The organism is Rhodococcus sp. AQ5-07 (assembly GCF_009707305.1).
GTDB lineage: Bacteria > Actinomycetota > Actinomycetes > Mycobacteriales > Mycobacteriaceae > Rhodococcus_F > Rhodococcus_F erythropolis.
Genome location: NZ_CP046099.1, coordinates 4579059 through 4600978, shown reverse-complemented (window position 1 = coordinate 4600978; position 21920 = coordinate 4579059). Strand labels below are relative to the sequence as shown.

Annotated in this window: 20 protein-coding genes and 1 pseudogene; 11 read left to right on the top strand and 10 right to left on the bottom strand. The window is 63.3% G+C overall.

The window, feature by feature from the left end; genetic code table 11:
• Positions 1 to 35 precede the first annotated feature (35 nt).
• Positions 36 to 2153, top strand: coding sequence for an oxidoreductase (locus GJB56_RS21505; protein WP_070797618.1), 2118 nt, complete (start codon positions 36 to 38; stop codon positions 2151 to 2153).
• A gap of 8 nt (positions 2154 to 2161) precedes the next feature.
• Here GJB56_RS21505 and GJB56_RS21500 read toward each other — a convergent pair whose 3' ends face one another.
• The 4 genes from GJB56_RS21500 to GJB56_RS21485 all read right to left on the bottom strand — a co-directional run bounded on the left by GJB56_RS21500 (position 2162) and on the right by GJB56_RS21485 (position 6565).
• Entirely contained in the window at positions 2162 to 3220 is a 1059-nt protein-coding gene (locus GJB56_RS21500) for an isopenicillin N synthase family dioxygenase (RefSeq protein ID WP_019746062.1), read from the bottom strand.
• 144 nt (positions 3221 to 3364) lie between these two features.
• Complete coding sequence (locus GJB56_RS21495; RefSeq protein ID WP_003945979.1) at positions 3365 to 4468, bottom strand: inositol-3-phosphate synthase; 1104 nt, start codon at positions 4466 to 4468, stop codon at positions 3365 to 3367.
• Positions 4461 to 5024 carry a PadR family transcriptional regulator gene (locus GJB56_RS21490; protein ID WP_003946014.1) on the bottom strand — a complete coding sequence of 188 codons (564 nt, stop codon included), beginning with the start codon at positions 5022 to 5024 and terminating at the stop codon, positions 4461 to 4463. The genes GJB56_RS21495 and GJB56_RS21490 overlap by 8 nt, the downstream gene beginning before the upstream one ends.
• Positions 5025 to 5173: 149 nt before the next feature.
• Complete coding sequence (locus GJB56_RS21485; protein WP_205318833.1) at positions 5174 to 6565, bottom strand: L-serine ammonia-lyase; 1392 nt, start codon at positions 6563 to 6565, stop codon at positions 5174 to 5176.
• A gap of 173 nt (positions 6566 to 6738) precedes the next feature.
• On the opposite strand from GJB56_RS21485, the gene GJB56_RS21480 reads away from it, so the two are divergent.
• The 5 genes from GJB56_RS21480 to GJB56_RS21460 are packed head-to-tail and all read left to right on the top strand — an operon-like array spanning position 6739 to position 11506.
• Positions 6739 to 8133: a purine-cytosine permease family protein gene (locus tag GJB56_RS21480; protein ID WP_020971379.1), complete on the top strand. Its 1395-nt coding sequence runs from the start codon at positions 6739 to 6741 to the stop codon at positions 8131 to 8133.
• A 25-nt stretch (positions 8134 to 8158) separates the two neighbouring features.
• Entirely contained in the window at positions 8159 to 8611 is a 453-nt protein-coding gene (locus GJB56_RS21475) for a RidA family protein (RefSeq protein ID WP_020971378.1), read from the top strand.
• Positions 8612 to 8628: 17 nt separating this feature from the next.
• Positions 8629 to 10119 carry a 4-hydroxyphenylacetate 3-hydroxylase N-terminal domain-containing protein gene (locus GJB56_RS21470; protein ID WP_113682830.1) on the top strand — a complete coding sequence of 497 codons (1491 nt, stop codon included), beginning with the start codon at positions 8629 to 8631 and terminating at the stop codon, positions 10117 to 10119.
• Positions 10119 to 10700 carry a flavin reductase family protein gene (locus GJB56_RS21465; protein ID WP_020971376.1) on the top strand — a complete coding sequence of 194 codons (582 nt, stop codon included), beginning with the start codon at positions 10119 to 10121 and terminating at the stop codon, positions 10698 to 10700. The genes GJB56_RS21470 and GJB56_RS21465 overlap by 1 nt, the downstream gene beginning before the upstream one ends.
• Positions 10697 to 11506 carry a cyclase family protein gene (locus GJB56_RS21460; RefSeq protein WP_081377613.1) on the top strand — a complete coding sequence of 270 codons (810 nt, stop codon included), beginning with the start codon at positions 10697 to 10699 and terminating at the stop codon, positions 11504 to 11506. The genes GJB56_RS21465 and GJB56_RS21460 overlap by 4 nt, the downstream gene beginning before the upstream one ends.
• A 21-nt stretch (positions 11507 to 11527) precedes the next feature.
• On the opposite strand, the gene GJB56_RS21455 is transcribed toward GJB56_RS21460, so the two are convergent.
• Positions 11528 to 12382, bottom strand: a complete 855-nt coding sequence (locus GJB56_RS21455) for a MerR family transcriptional regulator (protein WP_113682829.1) — start codon at positions 12380 to 12382, stop codon at positions 11528 to 11530.
• A gap of 107 nt (positions 12383 to 12489) precedes the next feature.
• Here GJB56_RS21455 and GJB56_RS21450 point away from each other — a divergent pair, with 107 nt between their 5' ends.
• Positions 12490 to 12972 (top strand): VOC family protein, encoded by a 483-nt coding sequence (locus GJB56_RS21450; protein ID WP_230091042.1) that lies wholly within the window; start codon positions 12490 to 12492, stop codon positions 12970 to 12972.
• Positions 12973 to 13000: 28 nt separating this feature from the next.
• Positions 13001 to 14185 (top strand): M20 metallopeptidase family protein, encoded by a 1185-nt coding sequence (locus GJB56_RS21445; protein WP_020971372.1) that lies wholly within the window; start codon positions 13001 to 13003, stop codon positions 14183 to 14185.
• On the opposite strand, the gene GJB56_RS21440 is transcribed toward GJB56_RS21445, so the two are convergent.
• The 4 genes and pseudogenes from GJB56_RS21440 to GJB56_RS21430 all read right to left on the bottom strand — a co-directional run bounded on the left by GJB56_RS21440 (position 14167) and on the right by GJB56_RS21430 (position 16585).
• Positions 14167 to 14835 (bottom strand): hypothetical protein, encoded by a 669-nt coding sequence (locus tag GJB56_RS21440; RefSeq protein WP_049941017.1) that lies wholly within the window; start codon positions 14833 to 14835, stop codon positions 14167 to 14169. The genes GJB56_RS21445 and GJB56_RS21440 overlap by 19 nt on opposite strands.
• A 9-nt stretch (positions 14836 to 14844) precedes the next feature.
• A pseudogene (locus GJB56_RS32120) lies at positions 14845 to 14967 on the bottom strand (DUF1707 domain-containing protein); the annotation flags it as partial.
• A 10-nt stretch (positions 14968 to 14977) separates the two neighbouring features.
• Complete coding sequence (locus tag GJB56_RS21435) at positions 14978 to 15790, bottom strand: DUF1707 SHOCT-like domain-containing protein (protein ID WP_020971370.1); 813 nt, start codon at positions 15788 to 15790, stop codon at positions 14978 to 14980.
• Positions 15791 to 15820: 30 nt separating this feature from the next.
• A complete protein-coding gene (locus GJB56_RS21430) occupies positions 15821 to 16585 on the bottom strand; it encodes a DUF1707 SHOCT-like domain-containing protein (RefSeq protein ID WP_060939392.1) in 765 nt (254 codons plus the stop codon).
• A 128-nt stretch (positions 16586 to 16713) separates the two neighbouring features.
• Here GJB56_RS21430 and GJB56_RS21425 point away from each other — a divergent pair, with 128 nt between their 5' ends.
• The 3 genes from GJB56_RS21425 to GJB56_RS21415 all read left to right on the top strand — a co-directional run bounded on the left by GJB56_RS21425 (position 16714) and on the right by GJB56_RS21415 (position 21454).
• Positions 16714 to 17112 carry a DUF5318 family protein gene (locus GJB56_RS21425; RefSeq protein ID WP_007735522.1) on the top strand — a complete coding sequence of 133 codons (399 nt, stop codon included), beginning with the start codon at positions 16714 to 16716 and terminating at the stop codon, positions 17110 to 17112.
• Positions 17113 to 17689: 577 nt separating this feature from the next.
• On the top strand, positions 17690 to 19837 hold the full coding sequence (locus GJB56_RS21420; protein ID WP_113682827.1) for a transglycosylase domain-containing protein: 2148 nt from the start codon (positions 17690 to 17692) through the stop codon (positions 19835 to 19837).
• 39 nt (positions 19838 to 19876) lie between these two features.
• The gene (locus tag GJB56_RS21415) at positions 19877 to 21454 is read left to right on the top strand and encodes a glycosyltransferase family 87 protein (protein WP_029256732.1); all 1578 of its coding nucleotides are present in this window, start codon (positions 19877 to 19879) and stop codon (positions 21452 to 21454) included.
• Between the two features lie 2 nt (positions 21455 to 21456).
• On the opposite strand, the gene GJB56_RS21410 is transcribed toward GJB56_RS21415, so the two are convergent.
• Complete coding sequence (locus GJB56_RS21410) at positions 21457 to 21756, bottom strand: helix-turn-helix transcriptional regulator (protein ID WP_020909716.1); 300 nt, start codon at positions 21754 to 21756, stop codon at positions 21457 to 21459.
• Positions 21757 to 21920 lie beyond the last annotated feature (164 nt).

The window sequence follows — 21920 nt, the reverse complement described above, 5'->3', positions numbered from 1 at the left end:
AACGGATGGGCGTGGTCCAGTTCTAGCGTCTGCTCGTGACGATCCGAAGCCAGACCTTTCCGCACCTGCTCGCACCAGGCACCATCGGCCCGATGACCGTGCCCAATCGCGTGGTTCTCCCTGCGATGGACATGAACCTGTGTGAAGACGGGGAAATCGAAAAGGGCGACATCGACCACTTCGTGGCTCGTGCGGCCGGTGGAACGGGTCTGATCATCACCGGTTGCTGCGCTGTTGCGTACCCGCTGGGCTGCACCAGCCGCAAGGAACCGGGGCTCTCCGAAGACCGGTTCATCCCCGGACTCAAAGCGCTGGCCGACGCGGTGCACGACGCAGGCAGCAAGCTCTGTGTGCAGATGACACACCACGGCAAGGTGGCGCGCATCGATACCCTCGACGGCCGACCCCAGTTGGTCCCGTCCACACCGAAGCCGCCGGGTGACATGAGTGCGATGGCCGATTGCACGCCCGAAGAACTGGGCAAGATGGCTGCCATCAACGAGGGCAAGAGGGCGACCTACCACGAGGCCACCAAGGAAGATCTTGATTGGCTCGTCCGCATGTTCGCCGAGGCTGCCGGACGGGTGAAAGCGGCGGGCGGCGACGCCGTCGAGATTCACTGTGCCCACAACTACGTCCTCGGAGCGTTCCTGAGTCGGTACACGAATCAGCGCAGCGATGAGTACGGAGGTTCCATGGAGAACCGTGCTCGCCTGGCTTGTGAGGTTATTCGGGCGGTCAAGGAGGAGGTCGGTGGTGCGCTTGCCGTCATCGTGCGTCTGGCCGGTCAAGAGTACGGCGAAACCGACGGGCTGACCGTCGACGAGGCTGCTGCGGCCGCCAAGATGTTCGAAGAGGCCGGCGCTGACGCCATTCACGTCACCGGTACCGCGCTGAATGCTTTTGCCAACTTCACCGACGGCCCCCTGCCCGACAAGGTCGGCTACTACACGGACAATGCAACGCGAATCAAGCAGGCGATATCGATCCCCGTGATCACGGTCGGACGTATGCTCCCCGAGGTCGGCGAGAAGATGATCGCGGAAGGTCGCACGGACTTCGCCGCGATGGGCCGCCAGCTCCTGGCCGATCCACAGCTGGTGAACAAACTCAAAGACGGTGTACCCGAGCGGGTTCGGCCTTGCATCAATTGCTACGTCTGCGTGCAGGAGAACTTCTGGGACGAGACCCCGCTGTGCGCGGTGAACCCTGCCCTGGGCAACGAAGCGCTGCTCCCCTTCGTTCGGACCAGCACTCCGAAACACGTTGTTGTGGTCGGAGCGGGCCCCGGTGGTCTCGAAACGGCTCGCGTGGCCGCTGAACGTGGGCACCGAGTCACGGTGTTGGACAAATCCGATCGCCTTGGCGGCACCCTGTGGTTCTCGAGCCTCACTACCCCGGACAACGGACGTCTGCTCAGCTGGTTGAAAGTGGAGATCGAGCGTCTCGGTGTCGATGTTCGACTGAAGACCGAAGCCTCGGTTGCTTCGATCCGGGCACTGAACCCCGACGCCGTAGTCGTGGCCACCGGTGCAGTTCGTGAGCGGCCTAGTGTTCCGGGCGGCGACTTGCCGCACGTGCACACCGGTGATTCGTTGCGCGCGTTGATGACCGGAGCGGGAGACGTCTCACAGGTGCCGCCGTTCCTGCGGACGATGGCCAAGTTGGGCAAGCTGTCCGGTATCACCAAGAGCCCCGCGGCGATCCGAGCTGTGACCCGCAAGTTCCTGCCCATGGGTAAGGACGTTGTCGTGATCGGTGGTTCGCTTGTCGGACTCGAGCTTGCGGAGTTCCTGGCCGAGCGAGGTCGCAATGTGACGCTGATCGAAGAAGGCCAGCAGTTGGGTATTCCGATGGCGATGCCGCGCCGCTGGACGGCTGTGCGCCACGCCAAGCATGTCGGTGTGGACATTCACCGCAATTCAACGGTGCAGCGAATCACCAAGGAGCACGTCGAATTCCGTTCCGGTGACAAGACACTGACCGCTCCAGCCGACATGGTTGTCGTCGCATCGGGGGTGTCAGCGCAAGCGCCGCTGGCCGACGCTCTGATCGGCGTCGTCTCCGACGTGCACGTGGTCGGTGACGCGGTGAACGTCGACTACATCGAAGGTGCGATGCACACGGCGTGGAAAGTCGCGATGGATCTTTGACCCATCCCCTAGGTAGCGCTTTGTGCCGCAACGATGTCCGGCCACCATCGGGCCGCGACATCGGGGTGCGCGCGTAGTCGACTCTTGAGGGCGTTCGCCCCGTAGGAATCGTGGATCGGGTTGTTCGCGTCCACGGTGACGCCGGTGGCGCGCGCCGCCAGCTCGGGCGGTAGGTCGAACTCCGGGATCTGCGCTGCGTAGTTCGGGTTGAAGAAGAACGGCACCGAGATACGTTCACCGTCACCTTCGGGTGAAACTACCCGGTGCACAGTCGCTTTCAAGTAGCCGCCGGTAGCGACCTCGAGCAGTTCGCCGATGTTGACCACCAGTGCCCCGTCGATCGGCGGGGCGTCGATCCAGTCGCCGTCGTGCTCGACCTGCAGACCGCCCTTGCCCGGTTCGACATAGAGCAGAGTCAGCACACCCGCGTCCTTGTGCCCGCCGACGCCCTGGGAGCCGGCACCTTTCGGGCGGCCCGGGTAACGCACCACCTTGATGAGGATCGACGGATCGTGAGCGAACGCGTCGTCGAAGATGTTCGCATCCTGGCCCAGGGCTACCGCCCATTCGCGTAAGAGGCTCAGTGCGATCGAGGTGAGTGTGTCGTTCCACTCGGTGATGACGTCGCGGAGTTCGGGAAGGGCGTCTGGCCACTGGTTGGGGCCCTGCAGGATCTCCCAGGCCGGTGAGGTGTCGGTGCGCTCGGCCGCGGGCTGTTCGGCGCCGATGTCGATCTGCTCGCGCCAGTCCTGCTTGCCTTCGGTGAGTTCGCCGCCGAGCCTGGTGTACCCACGGAAGTGCGGGCTGCGGACGTTCTCGATCGCGAGCTTCTCGGCAGTCGGAAGTGCGAAGAACTCGCGGGCGACGGCGAGGAGGCGTCGCTGCAGTTCGTCGGGAATTCCGTGGCCGACCAGGTAGAAGAATCCGACCTCGTGGGTGGCCTCGCGGAGCTGAGTGCGGAACTGCTCGGCGGTGTCGGGGTTCTGCGCAAGCGACAGATCGAGCACTGGTAGCGACGTAATCGACATGGGGTCCTCGATCCGTGTGATGGTTCTGATGTCCATCATTCCACGCTGATCGGCACCCGGACCCGCTCGGCGATTCGGCAGCCGCAGGCGTGATTACCCGCGCGGATGCGGAAACACCCTGCGGATAACAGAATCGGGGCCTTGCGCCGTTGGCGCAAGACCCCGAATCAGCGTGAACCTAAATCAGGCCTCGTCGGCTCCGATGATGAACGCTTCGAGCTCGATGCGAGCCTTGTCGTCGGCCATCTGGACCGGCGGGGACTTCATCAGGTAAGCGGAAGCCGGGTAAACCGGTCCACCGATGCCGCGGTCCTTGGCGATCTTGGCGGCGCGCACGGCGTCGATGATGATGCCGGCAGAGTTGGGCGAATCCCAGACCTCGAGCTTGTACTCCAGGTTCAGGGGAGCGTCACCGAAGGCGCGGCCTTCGAGGCGGACGTATGCCCACTTGCGGTCGTCGAGCCACTCCACGTAGTCCGAGGGACCGATGTGGACGTTGCGGTCGTGAACCTTGCCGGCAAGTGCGCCGGTCAGGTTGGACGTCACGGCCTGGGTCTTGGAAACCTTCTTGGACTCCAGGCGATCACGCTCGAGCATGTTCTTGAAGTCCATGTTTCCACCGACGTTGAGCTGGTAGGTGCGGTCCAGCACGACGCCGCGGTCTTCGAACAGCTTCGCCATCACGCGGTGGGTGATGGTGGCGCCGACCTGGCTCTTGATGTCGTCGCCGACGATCGGGACGCCGGCGTCCTTGAACTTGGCAGCCCACTCCGGGTCGGAAGCGATGAAGACGGGCAGGGCGTTGACGAATGCAACGCCTGCGTCGATCGCGCACTGTGCGTAGAACTTGTCAGCGTCGTCGGAACCGACGGGCAGGTAGGAGACGAGTACGTCGACCTGAGCGTCCTTGAGTGCCTTGACGACGTCGACGGGCTCGGCGTCGGACAGCTCGATGGTCTCGGCGTAGTACTTGCCGATGCCGTCGAGGGTCGGGCCACGCTGAACGGGAACGTCCAGGGGCGGGACGTCGGCGATCTTGATGGTGTTGTTCTCGCTCGCGAGGATCGCCTCGGAGAGGTCGAAGCCGACCTTCTTGGCGTCGACGTCGAACGCAGCGACGAACTGCACGTCGCGGACGTGGTACTTGCCGAACTTGACGTGCATGAGGCCGGGGACCGTCTGGGTCTCGTCGGCATCCTTGTAGTAGTGGACGCCCTGAACCAGGGACGAGGCGCAGTTACCCACGCCCACAATGGCTACGCGCACCGCGGTGCTGTTCTCACCCATGGTCGGGTTCTCCTTCTTTCCGGGATGTTCCTGTTGTCGATTGCTCGGCTGCGATCAATTCGTTGAGCCAACGCACTTCGCGTTCACTCGATTCGAGTCCGAGCTGATGGAGCTGACGGGTATAGCGGTCCAGCGATCCGCTGGCCCGACCGACGGCCTCGCGGAGCCCCTCACGGCGCTCCTCGACCTGGCGTCGCCTGCCTTCGAGGATCCGCATCCGCGCTTCTGCGGGGGTGCGGCTGAAGAAGGCGAGGTGAACGCCGAAACCGTCGTCGGTGTAGTTCTGCGGCCCGGTGTCGGCGACCAGTTCGGTGAAACGTTGCCGACCTTCCGGAGTGAGCTGGTAGACGCGACGCGCCCGACGCTTGAGCGTGCCGGTGGCAGTGTCGACGTCTTCCGAGATCAATCCGTCGGCTTGCATGCGCCGCAGTGCCGGGTACAGCGATCCGTACGAGAACGCGCGGAATGCGCCGAGCAGACCAGTGAGCCGCTTACGCAGCTCGTATCCGTGCATCGGTGACTCGAGGAGCAGCCCGAGGATTGCGAGTTCGAGCAACTGACAAACCTCCCGAGTCGTTGAACCTAACCGCTTGATGCGATAACCAACTATATCGCGCCGATATATAAAACCACACTGCGGCCCGATACGTGTACCAAGGTGTCACGGATAGACGGCCTCGATTGGCCGCGGGCTGGGTGGACAACTCAGCACTCGACGACATTGACTGCAAGCCCGCCGCGTGAAGTTTCCTTGTACTTGTCGTGCATGTCGGCGCCAACGTCGCGTAAGGTACGGATGGCGGTGTCCAGTGAGACGTGGTGTGGCTGATCCTCCTCGTTCAGGGTGAGTGTCGCCGCCTGAACCGCGGTGACGGCAGCTATCGCATTGCGTTCGATGCACGGGATCTGTACCAGTCCGGCCACCGGATCACAGGTCAGGCCCAGGTGATGTTCCAGACCCATCTCCGCTGCCTTTCCCACCTGTGCCGGCGTTCCGCCGAGGGCCGCGCACAAGGCTCCGGCCGCCATCGCGCACGCCGAACCCACTTCGCCCTGGCAGCCGACCTCTGCCCCGGAGATGGAAGCGCCCGCCTTCACGACGCTGCCGATGGCAGTCGCGGTCAGGAGCATGTCGACGACGCCATTCATGTCGGCACCTGGCGTCCGAAGGTAATGCTCCACAACTGCGGGCAAGATTCCCGCTGCCCCGTTCGTCGGCGCGGTGACCACCCGGAATCCCGATGCGTTCTCCTCGTTGACGGCCAATGCTGCGAGTTGGATCCGAGAAATTGCGGTCAGTTCGTGCGTGGGTTGGCTGTCCAGAGTCCTGGCGAGTCCGGGGGCACGTCTGCGAACGGCAAGACCTCCCGGGAGTGTGCCATCTGCCCGCGTGCGACCGGCGCCGATGCACGCCCGCATGGCTTCCCAGATCTGGACCGCGTCGGCTTGGGGGTCTCGGCCGAGCGCCCACTCGTTTGCCGCGGCAATCTCTGCGACGGTCACTTCCCGTGATGCGCTGAGTGTAAGAAGGTCGTCGAACGTGCGGTAGGGGTACGGAATCTGTGGTGGCGATGGTTGCGTCTGGCCCACCGTCACTACGAAACCGCCGCCGACGGATAGGAAAGTGCGGTCCTCGATAACTGTGCCGTCGTTCGCTATCGCAGTGAACTCCAACGTATTCGGGTGATCTGGGTGGGGGTCGAACGGGGCAAGAGTGATGTCCTCGTAAGCGACGGTGACCGAGTGGTCGTCGACTGATATTTCGTGCAGCGAACGCGAATGTTCCCATAATCCGTGGACGGCAGCGGGATCGCAGTCGTGCGGTGACCATCCGCGTAAGCCCGCGAGGACTGCGTCGGGAGATCCGTGGCCGACTCCGGTGGCCCCGAGGGAGCCGCGAAGCCGTACCTGAATGCGCGAAGTCCGTGCAAGCAGGTGTGCGTTGCGTAGTCCCGCCACGAACGACGCGGCAGCACGCATGGGCCCGACGGTATGTGAACTCGACGGACCTATGCCTATCGAAAACAATTCGGACATGGACGTGTGTGCGCCCACAGATCCATCAGCACAATATGAGGTATTTAGCACAGATTTCATCGATCTTCTCCGTCTGAAGTGAGTTAAACAGGGAAATTGCCCTGTTTCGAGGATGTTTCGGCAAAGAAAATTCTCCACGGTTCCGTAGATATTTCTTACTGCACAGTTGTAGATTATCCGTACATCACTCGATCGGTTCCGATTCTCACTACTCACGCACTGCAGAGGTGCCAATGAAGACCACTGATTCCTCACTCATCGAGGACCTCACGATCCAACCTGTGCCGGAAGAGCGCCGCACCGGTACTGCCCGCCATCTGTTCTCGGTCTGGTTCGGCGTCCAGATCATGCCCCTTACCCTCGTGATGGGTGTGCTGGGTCCGACTGTGTACGGACTCGACATCGCCTCGACAATTGCCGCGATCGTCCTCGGTAACCTGATCGGTGCGGTCTTCATGGCATTGCACTCGGTGCAGGGATCAAAACTTGGTGTGCCGCAGATGATTCAGGCACGTGGACAATTCGGTATGTACGGCTCGCTGCTCGTGTTGGTCGTCGTCATCCTGATGTACCTGGGTTTTCTCGCGTCTATCATCGTGCTTGCCCGAGACACACTTGTTGCGTTGGTACCCGCATTGAACCCCTCGCTTGCGTTGGTGCTGACTACTGGTCTCACGCTGGTGGCAGTCATCTTCGGTTACGAGTTCATTCACCGACTCAACCGCGCCTTGCTCGTTCTCTTCGGAATTGCCGTCATCTTGATCGCCGTGTTCACCTTCCAAGCCGCCGGTGGAGGGCCCGCGACATCGGCGGATACGAGCTTTAGCGTGATAGGTTTCCTCGGGATGACGTCGATCGCCGCGACATGGCAGATCGCCTACGCGCCTTACGTTTCCGACTATTCTCGCTACCTGCCCGCGGCGACTCCTTCGCGCGAGGCGTTCTGGTACACCTATCTCGGCGCCGTTGTCGGCGCGATTCCGGTGATGACCCTCGGTGCGCTCCTCGTGACCGCGGCAGGCGGCGACGGAAGCGTCGCTCAACTGCTCGACATCATGCCAGGTCCGATTGGCGTCTTCGTTCTCGTCATGCTTTTCCTCGGCGCCATCGACGCGGCGGTGATCAACCTTTACGGCCCGTCCCTGTGCACGCTGACGTTGATGCAAACATTCCGAACAGGCTGGAAACCAGGAGCTTTCGCGCGTAACCTCGTCGCCACCTGCACCGCCGTCATCGCATTCATGGTGGCCCTGCTGTTCGCTGACAACTTTCTCGTCAACTACTCCAACTTCATCCACTTCCTGATGTGCTTGCTCATCCCCTGGAGCATCGTCAATCTGGTCGACTATTACATGATCGCCAAGGGACAGTACGATATTGCCGCGTTCAGTGACGTCAATGCCGGCTATGGGGCCTTCAACATACCGGCCCTGGCTACCTACATCCTCGGTTTTGTCATCCAAATGCCTTTCATGTCAGGCGATTTCTTTACCGGACCGGTGGCCGCAGCCATGAACGGGGTCGACGTGTCCTGGCTCGTCGGGTCCGTGGCCAGCTTCTTTCTCTATCTCGCGCTCGTTCGACTCTCCGCCAAGCGCACTCCGGCTCTCGCTGCAGCCGCTGCCTGAAACTTGAACACCGAAAGGAATATTCATGACCGGGACCGAACTCGCCGACCTCGTCGGCGACGGCACTGACCGCCAGCGTCTGATGAACAGCACCTGGACTCACCACATCAAGACTCCGTTCTCACAGGGATGGCGGATCGGGAACCTCGTCTTCACCGGCGGCCAACTCTCGGCGGACGAACACGGAAACGTCCTCGGAGAGGGTGACATCGAGGCGCAGACCCGCAATGTATTCGAGTCGCTCACCACAGTACTGGCCGAGGCCGGTGCCACCTGGGGCGACGTCGTCAAACTCAATACCTACTACTGCTTCGACGGCTCGGGAGACCAGGTTCAGGAGAACTGGGAGACCATGACCCGCGTTCGGATGGAATTCCTCCCCGAAGAGGGGCCTGCCGGTACCGGCGTACGCGTCGCCGGACTCATGTACGACGGCTTTCTCATCGAGGCCGAAGCCATCGCGGTCATCCGCGGCTGATCACCGAAAGGAACATCATGACCAACCCCACGCTCGACGCCCGGAGACTGCGCATCGACAAGGTCACCGAACAACTCTCGCAGACCGGAGGGCACCTGCTCACCGGTGATCAGTACAAGGCCTCGTTGCGCGACGGCCGCCGCATCATCTCCTCACAGGGTGAGGATGTCGAGGATGTCACCACCCATCCCGACCTGCGTGCCGTCAACACCCTGGCCGGAATTCAGGATGCCCAGTTCGCGTCGGAGACCCGCGACGTTCTCACCTACGTGGACGACGACGGTGGCCGACGCGCCATCGGATGGCAGATTCCCCGCACTCGCGCTGACCTGATGGCCAAACGTGAAGCGACGCGGCTGATCACGCAGAAGACCATGGGCATGTACGGCCGTCCCAACGACTACGGCGCAATGATGGCACTCGGCTTCCTCTCGACCATCGACAGGATCGAAGCGGAGAACCCTGAATTCGCGCAGAACATACGCGATTTCGTGAAGATATCTGGTGATCACAACCTGCTCAGCACAGATCTGATCGCAGACCCGCAGTCCGACAAGAGTATTCCGCGAAACGAGCGCCCGTCGCAGTTGCGCATTGTCGAAGACCGACCCGACGGAATCGTCATCTCAGGTGCGAAGGTAGCCGGTAGCATCGGTTCCCTCGCACACTTTTTCACTCTCTCGACCACTCTCGGCGGTGGAGTCGGGCCGGAAGCGGCCATCTGGGCGGCGATCCCGGTCAACTCCCCCGGTCTCTCGCTCATCCTGCGCGAGCCGACGGCGAAGATGAACACGCCGCGCAATGATCACCCGCTCGATCACGCCGGTGAAGAACTCGATCAGACGATCATCTTCGACAAGGTGTTCATCCCGCGTGAGTACGTCTTCAGCAAGTACAACCTGGGATTGCTCGACCTGTACTACGAATCCTGTGCGTATTCGCTGTGGTCGGTGATGACGCGCCTGGCCTTCCGGGCAGAGATGTTCACCGGTGTGGCGCAGGTGATCACCGAGATCCTCGGCACCGACAAGATTCCCGGTGTGCAGGCTGCCGTCGCCGACATCACGCTCTACGCACAAACCCTCAAGGCGTATTCGCTCGCCACCGTTCACGAGTCAGTGGAATGGTGTGGCCTGCATGTACCGAACCCGGAACTGACAACGGCAGGCCGTCTCTACTCGATCGAGAACTATCCCCGCATCACCTATCTGCTTCGCGATCTGTGCGGGCAGGCGCTCGTCGCCCGCTGGCCCGAAAAAGTTTGGGATCATCCGGAATTCGGCTCCCGGATGGAAGAGTTCTTTCCTGGAACCGGGGTCTCCGCCCGGGACAAGAACACCTTCTTCAACTTCGTCTGGGACCTGGTCGCGGGTGCTCACGCGGGCCGCGTCGGACTGTTCGAGAACGTCAACGCCACTCCGCCAGCCTTCGTCCGTAACCTCGTCTACTCCAAGACCGATCGCACCGCAGCCGCTCGGCGAGTCCGCGACTACGTGGGGATCGCCTGATGGGCGCGCCGGTGATGGACAGACGCACCGCATCACTTCGTGCAGCAGCCGGCGCCACCCACCCATGTGTGCCCGCCGAGGATTTTGCTGCCTCGATGCGCAAGCTGGCGAGCGGTATCGTGGTGGTGACCACCGAGGTCGAGGGGCGACCTTGGGGGCTGACGCTCAGTTCGGTGTCCTCGTTCTCGGCTGATCCGGCCCGGATCTCGTTGTCGGTGAACAAGACCAATGTCACAGCCCGCTACATCGCCGAGCGCGAGCGCTTCGGCGTCGCAATCCTCTCCGACGACAAGATGGCGCTCGCCGCCGATCTCGCTGCGCCTGGTAAGCCGAAATTCATTGCCGAAGAACAACTGTGCAGCCCTGGACCGCGGTTCTCGCTGCCGGCGATCGACGGGGCCCTGTACAACATCGAATGCGCAGTGGTCTTCATGGTGGAAGCCGTCGACCACGTCCTCGTTGTCGCCGACGTGGTCTCGGCGCGTGCAGGCGCTCACGCGGAGACTGCCGGACCGTTGACGTACTTCGACCGCACCTTCGGCTCGTTCGCCGTGGGAGACCCAGAAGGAGGGATCGTATGACCACGACACCGGATACGGCTGCCAGACAGCAGAGCCCACTGCTTGGTGATCGGCTACTCGAGAACCGTCAACCGATAGTCGATCTGACCAGGCCGGTGTACGAAGGGATGCCGATGTGGTTCGGCCATCAGCGCACCTTCACTCCGGTGAACCAGACACACGAGCAGTTCAAGGCGATGTACGGGACCAAGGATGGGTTCTACGCGCGCAATCTCGTGATCAGCGAGCACGCCGGCACCCACGCCGACGCGACCATCGAGTACGACCCCGACGGCGCCACCATCGACAACACCCCGTTGGCGTACTACTACGGTTCGGCCGTCTGTCTCGATCTATCGCACGTGAAATTCGAAGGCCCCGAACCGATGACACATGGATCGGCGGGTATCGAGGACGTCGAGATCGCCGAGCGGGCGCTGGCCGAGGCAGGTGAGGAGATCAGGCCCGGCGATATCGTACTGGCCTGGTTCGACTACGGCGATCGCTGGTTCCCCGAACGCAAGTACATCGACGAGAATCCCGGATTCTCCTGGGAGGGCGCCGAATACCTCGCGAAGAAGGGTGTGGTAAACATCGGCACCGACTGCAATGCGATCGACAACAGTCTCGACAACAGCTTCGCCGGACACATGGTGTGCAAGAAGTACGGGATCGTGAACACCGAGCATTTGCAGAATCTGGGACAGTTGGTGAACACCCGCTTCGACTACTTCGGCCTGCCACTGCACCTCGTCGGCGGCACCGGCTCGCCCATTCGGGCCGTCGCGATCCCCCGTGCGCGGTTAGGGAGTCCGGAGACTCCTTAACCACGCACAGGGCTGGAGGAATTAGAAGGTCGGTGGAGTGTTCACCCACACTACGCGGGCGGTGACGGTGCCATGATTGGCGTAAGTGTGCGGGCGAGTGCTGGGAAACGTCATCGAGTCGCCGGTGGCCAGAGACACGGTTTCGACGCCGTCGAGAACGATCTCCACGCTGCCGGCGACAACGGTGAGGAACTCTTCTCCTGCATGAGCCATCGGTTCACCGCTGCCGAAACCGGGCTCGATGGTGACCATCTGGGACTGCAACACCGTCGACGACTGGTAAAGGTTCTCGATTCGAACGCCTTCGGCTTCGAGGGGAAGGACTTCGCGCTCGTCGGCGCGCACGATCATCCGATCCTCGGAGGCCGGCATACCGAGGAGCTCCGGCGTGGTCGTTCCGAGCGCATGTGCGATCTGTGTGATGCGTCCGATGCTGGGTTTGCTCAGTCCACGCTCGAATGCGCTCAACGCAGAAGGGCTGACCGCGATTTCCTGCGAAAGGTCACGCAGGCTCATCCGATTTCGGCGTCGAAGCTCCTTGACTCGGGCGCCTATGGCGCCGATGTCGTCTTCGGCGGGTGGGGCGTCGTCCTCGACGTCGCCGTCAAGCGCCTGTCGGATACCGACGACGGTCATGGAGCGGGATTCGAGGAGCTTGCGGATCTTCTCGAGCCGTTTGACGTCCTGCATCGAATACATGCGTTGCCCGGACTCGGTGCGAAGAGGGGTGATCAGCCGTTCTTGCTCCCACAACCGAATTCGTGCGGTAGACACGCCGACGATGCTGGCCACGTGGCCGATCTTGAGGATCGCGGCATCGGTTGCAGACTTCGGCACCGGCTCGTCCGGACGATTCGGGGAACTGGTTGAAGACATGGACCTCGACCTCACGAAAGGGGAAACGGATCACGGTGAACGTGCGCGTAGATCATATAGTTCTCGTACATGGCGACTTGAAGAAAGCCGCACAAATTGTGTCGCAGGTGACAGGTCTCGAGGTGCGTGGCGGTGGCCGCCACGACGGAGTCGGCACCAGCAATCTGATCATTCCGATGGGGGAGACGTACCTGGAACTGGCGACTGTGAACGACCCCGTCGCCGCTGCGCAGCACCCCTTCGGACGACTGGTCTCTGCCGCACTTGAACACGACCGGGCCTTGGCGGCGTGGGCAGTGGCAGGCACTGTCGGCGACGACGCCGTGCCGCTTAGTCGCGCCGGCGTCAGCGTCCGCCTCGTCGGCTGCGACCAGGCGATCATTCGCCCTGACCTACCTTTCCGGCTCGAGCGTCCCGGCGGCCAGGCGTTTCCCGGCGCGACATCTGAGCCGCGCCGACTGCGGGAGATCCACCTGCGCGGACCCGAAGAACCGGGCGGTCTTAGCAACGGACCCACTGAACTGGTGACGACCCGCGGACCCGCAGCCCTTCCTCGTTCGCCCTCGACGACGCGGACGGGCACGAGTTGAGCGTCACCAACGACATCTGGAGCACTCTGTGAGCATCGACATCGTCGCGGTACGTCGCGATCTGCACGCCATGCCCGAAGTGGGCCTCGACCTCCCGCTGACCCAGGCCTACCTGCTGGACCGACTCGTCGAATCGGGAATCGAACTGACGCTCGGCACCGCGATGTCGTCGGTAACCGCCGTGGTGCGCGGCGGCAGGGTCGATCGCTCGAACCCGTCTCAGGTTCCCACCGTCCTGGTGCGATCCGACATGGACGCTCTCCCTGTTGCCGAAGACACCGGACTCGACTGGGCGTCGGGCAACGGGGCGATGCACGCGTGCGGTCACGACGCGCACATGGCGATCGTCCTCGCGGCGGCATTGGAAACCCAGGAGAGGCGAGCCGATCTGACCGGCGACGTCATCTTCTTCTTCCAGCCGGGAGAAGAAGGCCACGGCGGTGCGAAACTGGCACTCGAGGAAGGCCTCCTGGGCGTTTCCGGCGCGCGCCCGGTGGCCGCACTGGGGTTGCACGTCCTCGCTCATCTGCTCGGCGCCGGTGAATTCGCGTCACGCGAGGGTGCAGTGCTGTCGGGTTCGACGCTCGTCGATGTGACCATCACCGGCAGTGGCGGCCACGGCTCCTCCCCTCACCTGGCGCGTAGTCCACTCACAGCGGCGGCGGAAGCTGTTGGTGCCGTGGGGATCGCGGCGTCACACGGCGTCTCGATGTTCGAGCCCGCTGCGGTGGTGTTCGGTGCATTACGCGCCGGTGAGGCGCGAAACGTCATACCCGACAACGCTTCTCTGTCCGGGGTGATCCGCAGTTTCTCGGAGGACACGGATGCGCGTCTGCAGTCGATCGTGCGTCGTACCGTCGACGGCGTCGCACACGCGCACGGCGTCGAGGCTGAAGTGGTGCTGACCCAGGACACTGTGCCGACAGTCAGCAACGGCATTGAACTGGACCGACTGGATGCGGTCGCCGCGGGAGTCGGCACGTCGGTCACTCGATTGCAGCAGCCGATCGGAATCTCCGAGGATTTCTCGTGGATCCTCCGCGAAGTGCCCGGTGTCTTCCTGCTCGTCGGGGCCCGTACCAGCGACGAAAGCCACTTACCGTCGAATCACTCTGCGCGGGCGACATTTTCCGATGACGTGCTCGCCCCCACCCGGGATCTGATCGTGGCGTGGGTGCAAGGGCGTCTGGCAGATCAAGGCGCAAATGGGTAGACGCTCAATGGCTCGCCCGACAGTGTGGTCTCCAGGTGGCCGGAGTCGTCGGCCTCGTTTCTCACGTACATAGAGACAGTCGGCTCGTTGGCTCGGCCGATGGTGGGGTATTCGAAACGGATCTGGTCGACCACTCCGCCCGGAACCCGGAGCGTTTCCGGAGCGCCGGCGATCAGCCGCGCCAGAACCTCGAGATCGACCGTCGACAGGTCGATTGTTCGTGTCCCGGTTTTTCGGGGTGAAGGTGTCGACCAGGATTTGAAGTCACCATCGTAGATGTATCTGACGTAGTTGCCGGGCTGATCATGGGCCACTCGTTCTACGGTTGCGTTTTCGGTACTGAGCGAGACGGTATCGGCGATGGTGTCGCCGAATTCGGCCCGGTAATCGTCGATGAACTGCGCCACGCCGTGGCCGGTCATCAGATTCGGGATCGGTGCGTCGGTCCCGAGCGGTGACGTGTCCGGGTTGGTGGCCGAACCGATCAGCGCCCCGACGACACCGGCGACAAGTACGACGGCCGCAGCAGCTTTCACCGATTTCGGTGGCGCAGGCAGGCGGGGCCGGACCACCTCGGTGTCGAGATATCGAGAGGGGATCTGAAGGTCATTCACGAGAACCTGAAGGTCGTGAATTGTTTTGGCGGACATTGCTTTTGATGTTCGAGACTCGTATTCTCCGGCATGTAGCTGCCCGTCTGCGAGGGCGTTGTCCAGCACCCCACAGGTATCGGCTCGGTCGGAATCTCGTGCACGTTTAGACGGGGAGGGACTCGACGGCATGATCTGATTCCTAATCGGTGAAGGCGTAGACGCGGACGAGTTCGCCAGCGGAGGTGGTATTGACGAATCCGCCTTCGCCGAAGCTGTTTTTCGCCGAAATATCCAGCAGCGGTTCTTCTCCGGCAGTGTACGAAATGTAGTAGACCTGGGCGTCGGGCACATTGACGTGCCGCTGGATCGCCTCGATGTTTCGTCGTACGGCTTCGAGATCAATCGCGTCGAGATCGACTGTCGCAGTGTCGATCTTACGGCTTTCCGGATCGCCGTCCGCAGTGAAGCCGCCGCGAAAGGAGTACTTGATCTTCCGGTTGGGTTGACCGGGAACAGCGAGGGAGAAATAGGCTGCGCTGTTGTTGAAGGTGATCTCGTCGACGACGGTGGAGCCGAACTTTTCCCGCAACCGGTCACGTAAGAGGGCGATCCCTTCCGCGCTCGCCATGAAGGGTGTGGGTATGACCAAGGGCTCCGGGTTCGGGACAACGGCAGGCGCAACTGCGGACGGCGGCGTCACGGGATCTCGGTGCGTGAGCGAATAAGCCCCGACGCCGACGACCAGCGCTGCCGCCACCGTTGCCGCTGCGAACCACGGCACCGGTCGTTTTGGTGGGCGACGTCGATCGGACGGCGGATTCGCTGCGCCCTGCAAGTCGGCGACGATGGCGGCCAGTTCGTCGAGAGTGCGCGCTTTCGCCACCGCCTGCGCGGCAGCGCGATGCTCGGCGGCGTTCAACTGTCCGTCTCCGAACGCCGCATCGACGACGGCCGCGGTTGTCTCCCTGTCCCGGTTTGCGGCGCGGGTGTTCGGCGGATATTTCTGGGCCATGCCGAGAATCCTAAATTCAAGGCCTGTGCGTCAGAACACCCTGCCGTCGAAGGTCATCTTGCGCACGCCCGTGTACGCCCCGGTGTCGTCGACGACGTAGATGCTTATCACCGGCGCACCCGAATCGGCCAAGGTGATGTGGTCCACGCGGGTACCGGCCAGCGCGGCGGGGGACTGTGCGATCACCGATACCAAGGCGTCGCGGTTCACGTTGGTGAGGTCCATGTCCGTGTTGCCGGCCACCGACGCGGGTTCGTCGGACGGAGTGAGAGTGCCGCGGAAATCGAAGTTCCGGAAGTTCCCTGATCCGTCGACGCGGCCGACCACCGCTCGATCGGGGTAAAAGGTCGCAACCCGCACCGTCTCGGAACCGTACGTCGCGACGAACGACGCGAAGACGTCGTCGATGCCGGTGGGAGTAAACGGAGAATCGGCAGGCTCGGTGCTTGCTGTGAACCGTTCGACCACCTCGGCCGGCGGCTCGAGCGGACCGCGTTGGGCTGCAGCCAGTGCAATCGCGCCCGCCACCGCCGCAGCGGCCAGCGAAACGTAGAGCACTTTTCGTCGAAAGGTCACGTGGGGAGATTTCACGCGCGCACGAGGTGCAGCTTCCTGTAGATCGCCGATCAACGACGCCAACTCGACCACCGTCGTGGCAGTTCGCGCTTGCTCGGTGCGATCGAAGTATTCGGCGGCGCCCAGTTGTCCCTCGGCGTAAGCGGCGTCGAGTCTGGCGCAGGCGTCGATACGGTCCGTATCGCGTGCGCGGGTGGCCGGCGTCTTGGAAGAACTCACAGGTTCCAATGATAATTGCTGGTCGCCATGCGTCCGGACCGCAAAATGTGTTCATCGTGACCCTCCCGAACCGTCCGTGGCGGCACGGACGCACGTACGCTGGTCAGGTGCGGATACAGCGGCAAGTTGTGGACTACGCGCTCGCGCGTCGGTCTGTGCTGGCCGAAGTGTCTGCGGGTAGGACCGACGTCAAGCAAGTGTGTGACGCCGATCCGTACCTACTCAGAGCCGCGAAGTTCCACGGCCGGGGCAGCGACGTCGTCTGCCCCATTTGCCGCAAGGAACAGTTGACGCTCGTGTCCTGGGTGTTCGGCGACAAGCTCGGTCAGGTTTCGGGATCGGCCCGAACCTCGGACGAGCTCGCTCGGCTTGCGGAAACAGCAGAGGAGTTCACGGTGCACGTTGTAGAGGTGTGCCGTACCTGCAGTTGGAACCACTTGGTGCAGTCCTATGTGCTCGGCGCAGTACCTGCGCCGCCGCGACCGCGGCGAGCACGCCCACCAAGCCGGCGCACCGCCAGCGAGTAACGCCACACCCGAAGAAGGGCCCGATCGAAGTCTGCACGTGATCGGTCCGTGACCACTGGAGATTTGATTCGTGAGTTCCCCCAGCAACAACAACCCGGGAGGCAACAACCCGGGTGGCCGTCCCGTCGGTCCCAACCGTCCCGCCGGACCTCCTCAGGGTCGTCCGCCGCAGGGACGTCCGATGGGTCCACCACCGCAGGGTCCGCCTCCGCAGGGACGCCCTCCGATGGGTCCGCCCCCTCAGGGTCGTCCGCAGCAAGGCCGTCCGATGGGACCCCCGCCCCAGGGTCGTCCGCCGCAAGCCCGACCTTCGGGCCCGCCTCCTCAGGGCCGCCCCGCCGGTCCCCCTCCTCAGGGTCGTCCGCCGCAAGGCCGACCTGCCGGCCCGCCGCCTCGAGATCGCGCCGCAGGCGCTCAGGCAAACGAACCGACCCAGCGCGTCGCGGCAGCAGCAGCGACCACCCGTACCAACGCGGGCACCCGCCCGCCGGTCGGACCTCCGCCGACGAAGCCGCCGACAGGTGGCTCCGGTGGCGGTGGCAACGACGGACAACCCCCGAAGGGAAGAAAGAGCACCGTGAAGAAGAAGTCCAAGTGGCGCACAGTTCGCCGCTCGGCCTACGTCTTGGTGGCGCTCGGTCTTGTTCTGCCCGTCCTTGCCTTCATGGCGGCGTACATCGTGCAGGACGTCCCCAAGCCAGGTGACCTCAAGACCAATCAGGTGGCGACGGTCTTCGCCGCCGACGGCACCACGGTGATCAGTACCGTCGTCCCGCCGGACGGCAACCGCGTCGAGGTTTCGCTCGATCAGGTACCGCTTCACGTTCGGAACGCCGTTCTGGCCGCAGAGGACCGCGATTTCTACTCGAACCCGGGCTTCTCGATCTCCGGTTTCGCACGCGCAGCCCGAGACAACGTCCTCGGTCGCGACAGTGCCGGTGGTGGCTCGACCATCACGCAGCAGTACGTGAAGAAGGCGCTCGTCGGCTCGGAGCGTTCGCTGACGCGAAAGATGAAAGAGCTCGTCATCTCCTCGAAGATGGCCAACGAGTGGTCCAAGGACGACATCCTCGCCGCGTATCTGAACACCATTTACTTCGGTCGCGGCGCATACGGCATCGGCGCAGCATCCACGGCTTACTTCGGTAAGCCCGTCGACCAGCTGACCATCGAAGAAGGCGCCGTCCTGGCATCGTCGATTCAGCTTCCGTCGCTCCTCGATCCCGAGACCAACCCGACCGGCGCGAAGTCCCGTTGGGATTACGTGCTCGACGGCATGGTGTCCGCCGGCACGCTGGATCAGGCCGCGCGCACGCCGATGCAGTACCCCGCCTACATCCCGCTCGCCCAGGTCGACAACAGCAGCCAAGGCTCGACCGGACCCGAGGGCCTGATCAAGCGTCAGGTGCTCAAGGAGATCGGCGACGCTGGAATCAGCGAGCAGTTGCTCAACACCGAGGGCTTGCAGATCACCACGACCATCGACCCGCAGGCTCAGGCCGCAGCGGTCGAGGCAGCCCGTTCCAACATGGAGGGTGAGCCGGAGAACCTGCGTACCGCAGTTGTCTCGGTCGACCCGAAGACCGGTGCCGTCAAGGCGTACTACGGCGGTGAGGACGGCGCGGGATACGACTTCGCGAATGCCGGACTTCAGACCGGTTCCTCGTTCAAGGTGTTCGGTCTCGCAGCCGCCCTGGATCAGGGAATCCCGCTCTCGCAGATGTACGACAGCTCGCCGCTGACCGTCAACGGCATCTCCATCGGCAACGTCGAAGGTGAAAGCTGCGGCACCTGCACCATCGCAGAGGCGCTCAAGCGTTCGCTGAACACCAGCTTCTACCGCCAGATGCTCAGCCTCGACGGCAACGGCCCGCAGGCAATCGCGGACATCGCACACCAAGCAGGCATCCCGAAGGACATCCCGGGCGTCGGCCCGTCGCTCACCGAGGCTGACGGTTCCGGTCCCAACAACGGCATCGTGCTCGGCCAGTACCAGGCCCGCGTGCTCGACATGGCGTCGTCGTACGCGACGCTCGCCGCATCCGGCACGTATCACGCACCGCACTTCGTCCAGAAGGTCGTCGCGGCTGACGGCACTGTGCTGCTGGACCGCGGCGCACCCGCCGGTGAGGACCGCATCGACGCTGCCGTGGCGGACAACGTGACGGCTGCGATGCAGCCGATCGCGGCGTACTCGCGCGGTCACAACCTGGCCGGCGGACGTCTGTCGGCGTCGAAGACAGGTACCGCGCAGCTCGGTGACACCGGAGCCAACAAGGACGCATGGATGGTCGGCTACACGCCGTCACTCTCGACCGCGGTCTGGGTCGGAACTCCCGACGGTGAAGCGATCACCAATTCCGGTGGCGCGATGATCTACGGCTCGGGTCTGCCTTCGGACATTTGGAAGGACACGATGGACGGCGCTCTCGACGGCACCGACAACGAGAAGTTCCCGACGCCGGGCAAGATCAACGGCCAAGCCGGTGGTGTTCCGGAGTACACGGCACCTGCACCGCCCAAGACGTCGGCGCCGCCGACCACCGCACCGACGACGACGGAAACCACTCCGCCGCCCGTGGTGACGACGACGCAGGTCGAGGTTCTGCCGGGCATCACCATCCCGATTCCGGGGATCTCCCGGCCGACGACAACCACGCCGCAGGTACCAGGGGCAGGCGAGACCACCGAGGAAGAACCGGCAGGTGTGAGCCCCGGCCAGTAGTTGGAGGGTGGTCGGTTCGAAAGACGGTAACCTCGCGGAGTGGCCGCGAATGCTGATGATGCCGAACCGACCTCCCCCGCTCCGCTGGCCGAAGATCTTCGTTCGGCGGATTGGCGGGACGTTCCCAGTCGCAACGACGCGATGGTGTCTGCGCTGTCGGGAACCGTCGGCGGTCCGGTAGGTCGTCACGCACTGATCGGACGCACTCGCTTCTTCACCCCGATGCGAGTGATCCTTCTGCTCGCCGTGGTGTTTTTGGCTTTCGGCTGGTTCGCGAAGGCCGGCTGTATTCAGCAGGCGCCGGTCGGCGAGAGCGGGCAGGTCGGCCTCGACTGGAGTGGCAGCCGTCAGTACGTGGCGATGTGTTACTCCGACACCGTTCCGCTGTACGGAGCCGAACGCCTCGATCAGGGAGCATTCCCGTACAAGACGTCGTGGGAAGAAGTACGCGGCGACGGTTCGATCCAGATGCGGTACATGGAGTATCCGGTCATCTCGGGGCTCTATCAGTACGGCGCGATGAAGGTCGCCAAGGCGTGGGATTCGATCACCTGGCTGCCGGGCGCGATTCAGGTGGCGCTCTATTTCAACGTCGTGGCGTTCGGGTTGGCGTTGGCGTGGCTGGTCACCGTGTGGGCGAGCACCCTGCTGGCCGGACGACGAGTGTGGGACGGCGCGCTCATCGCGTGTTCCCCGTTGGTGATCGTGCACGTGTTCACGAACTTCGATCCTCTGGCGACGGCGTTCGCGGCTGGCGGGTTGTTGGCGTGGGCACGCAAGCGGCCAGTGCTCGCGGGAATCCTGCTCGGCCTGGGCGGCGCCGCGAAGCTCTACCCGCTGCTCCTACTCGGACCGCTTTTCGTCCTGTGTCTGCGCGCGGGCAAGACGAGGGACTGGCTGGTGACCGCACTCAGTGCCGTCGCGGCATGGCTTGCGGTGAACCTGCCCATCGCCGCGCTGTACCCGCATGGTTGGTACGAGTTCTTCCGGCTCAACTCCGAGCGCGGGGCCGATCCAGATTCCCTCTACAACGTGATCGCGTCGTTCACGTCGTGGAAGGGCCTCGACGGTCCTCTCGCACAGGGCGAGTCACCGTCGAATCTCAACGCCGTCTCTCTGCTTTTGTTCGTGGCCGTCTGCATCGGTGTCGGATACGTCGCCCTGACGGCGCAGCGTCGTCCGCGCGTTGCGCAGTTGTGCTTCCTGTTGGTGGCGGGCTTCTTGCTCACCAACAAGGTGTGGAGCCCGCAGTATTCTCTGTGGCTGGTGCCGCTGGCCGTGTTGGCCTTGCCGCACCGCAGACTCCTGCTCGCGTGGATGACCATCGACGCCCTGGTCTGGGTTCCTCGAATGATGTATTACCTCGGGGTGTCCAACAAGGGGCTGCCCGAGCAGTGGTTCACCGGAACCGTCGTGATCCGGGACATCGCGGTACTCGTTCTGTGCGCGCTGGTGCTCCGTCAGATCTACCGGCCGTCGGAGGATCTCGTGCGGTACGGGTTCATCGACGATCCGGCGGGCGGTGTTCTCGATCAGGCTCCGGACAAACAACCTGCCTGGCTACCCGGTTGGTTGAAGCCGTCCAAAGCGAAGGAACCGGAAACCGTCGCGGTCTGAGGTCACCACTCGTCGAGGGTGGTGTACCCGTCCTGGACCGCGCGGGCGAACAACGCTGCCTTCGTGGGAGCCGGCCGCCCGACGTCGCTGTACTTCGTGCGTACCCGAGTGATGTGTGTGTTGACGGTGCAGACGCGTAGGCCGAGTGTCTCGGCGACCTCGGACTTGGAATCCGAACGAAGCCAGGCGAGAAGTACTTCGATCTCGCGGACGCTCAGCTTCGGCTTGTGCTTGCCGTGCTTGGGGTTGCCGACTCGGGACACGTTTGCCTCGATCTTCGGAGAAAAGCCGATTGAAGACATGCGCGCAGCGCCTTTCGACGGAGGGAATGGGCGTCGACTGCCGTATTTGCAGAAGGGCTGCTGAGATGGGGCGCGACTGAGAACGAGTATTTCGATCTAGGCGTCTCAGTGGAACGGACGCAACTCTCTCGATACAGAGTCCATACAACGGACAAATCTCCTAC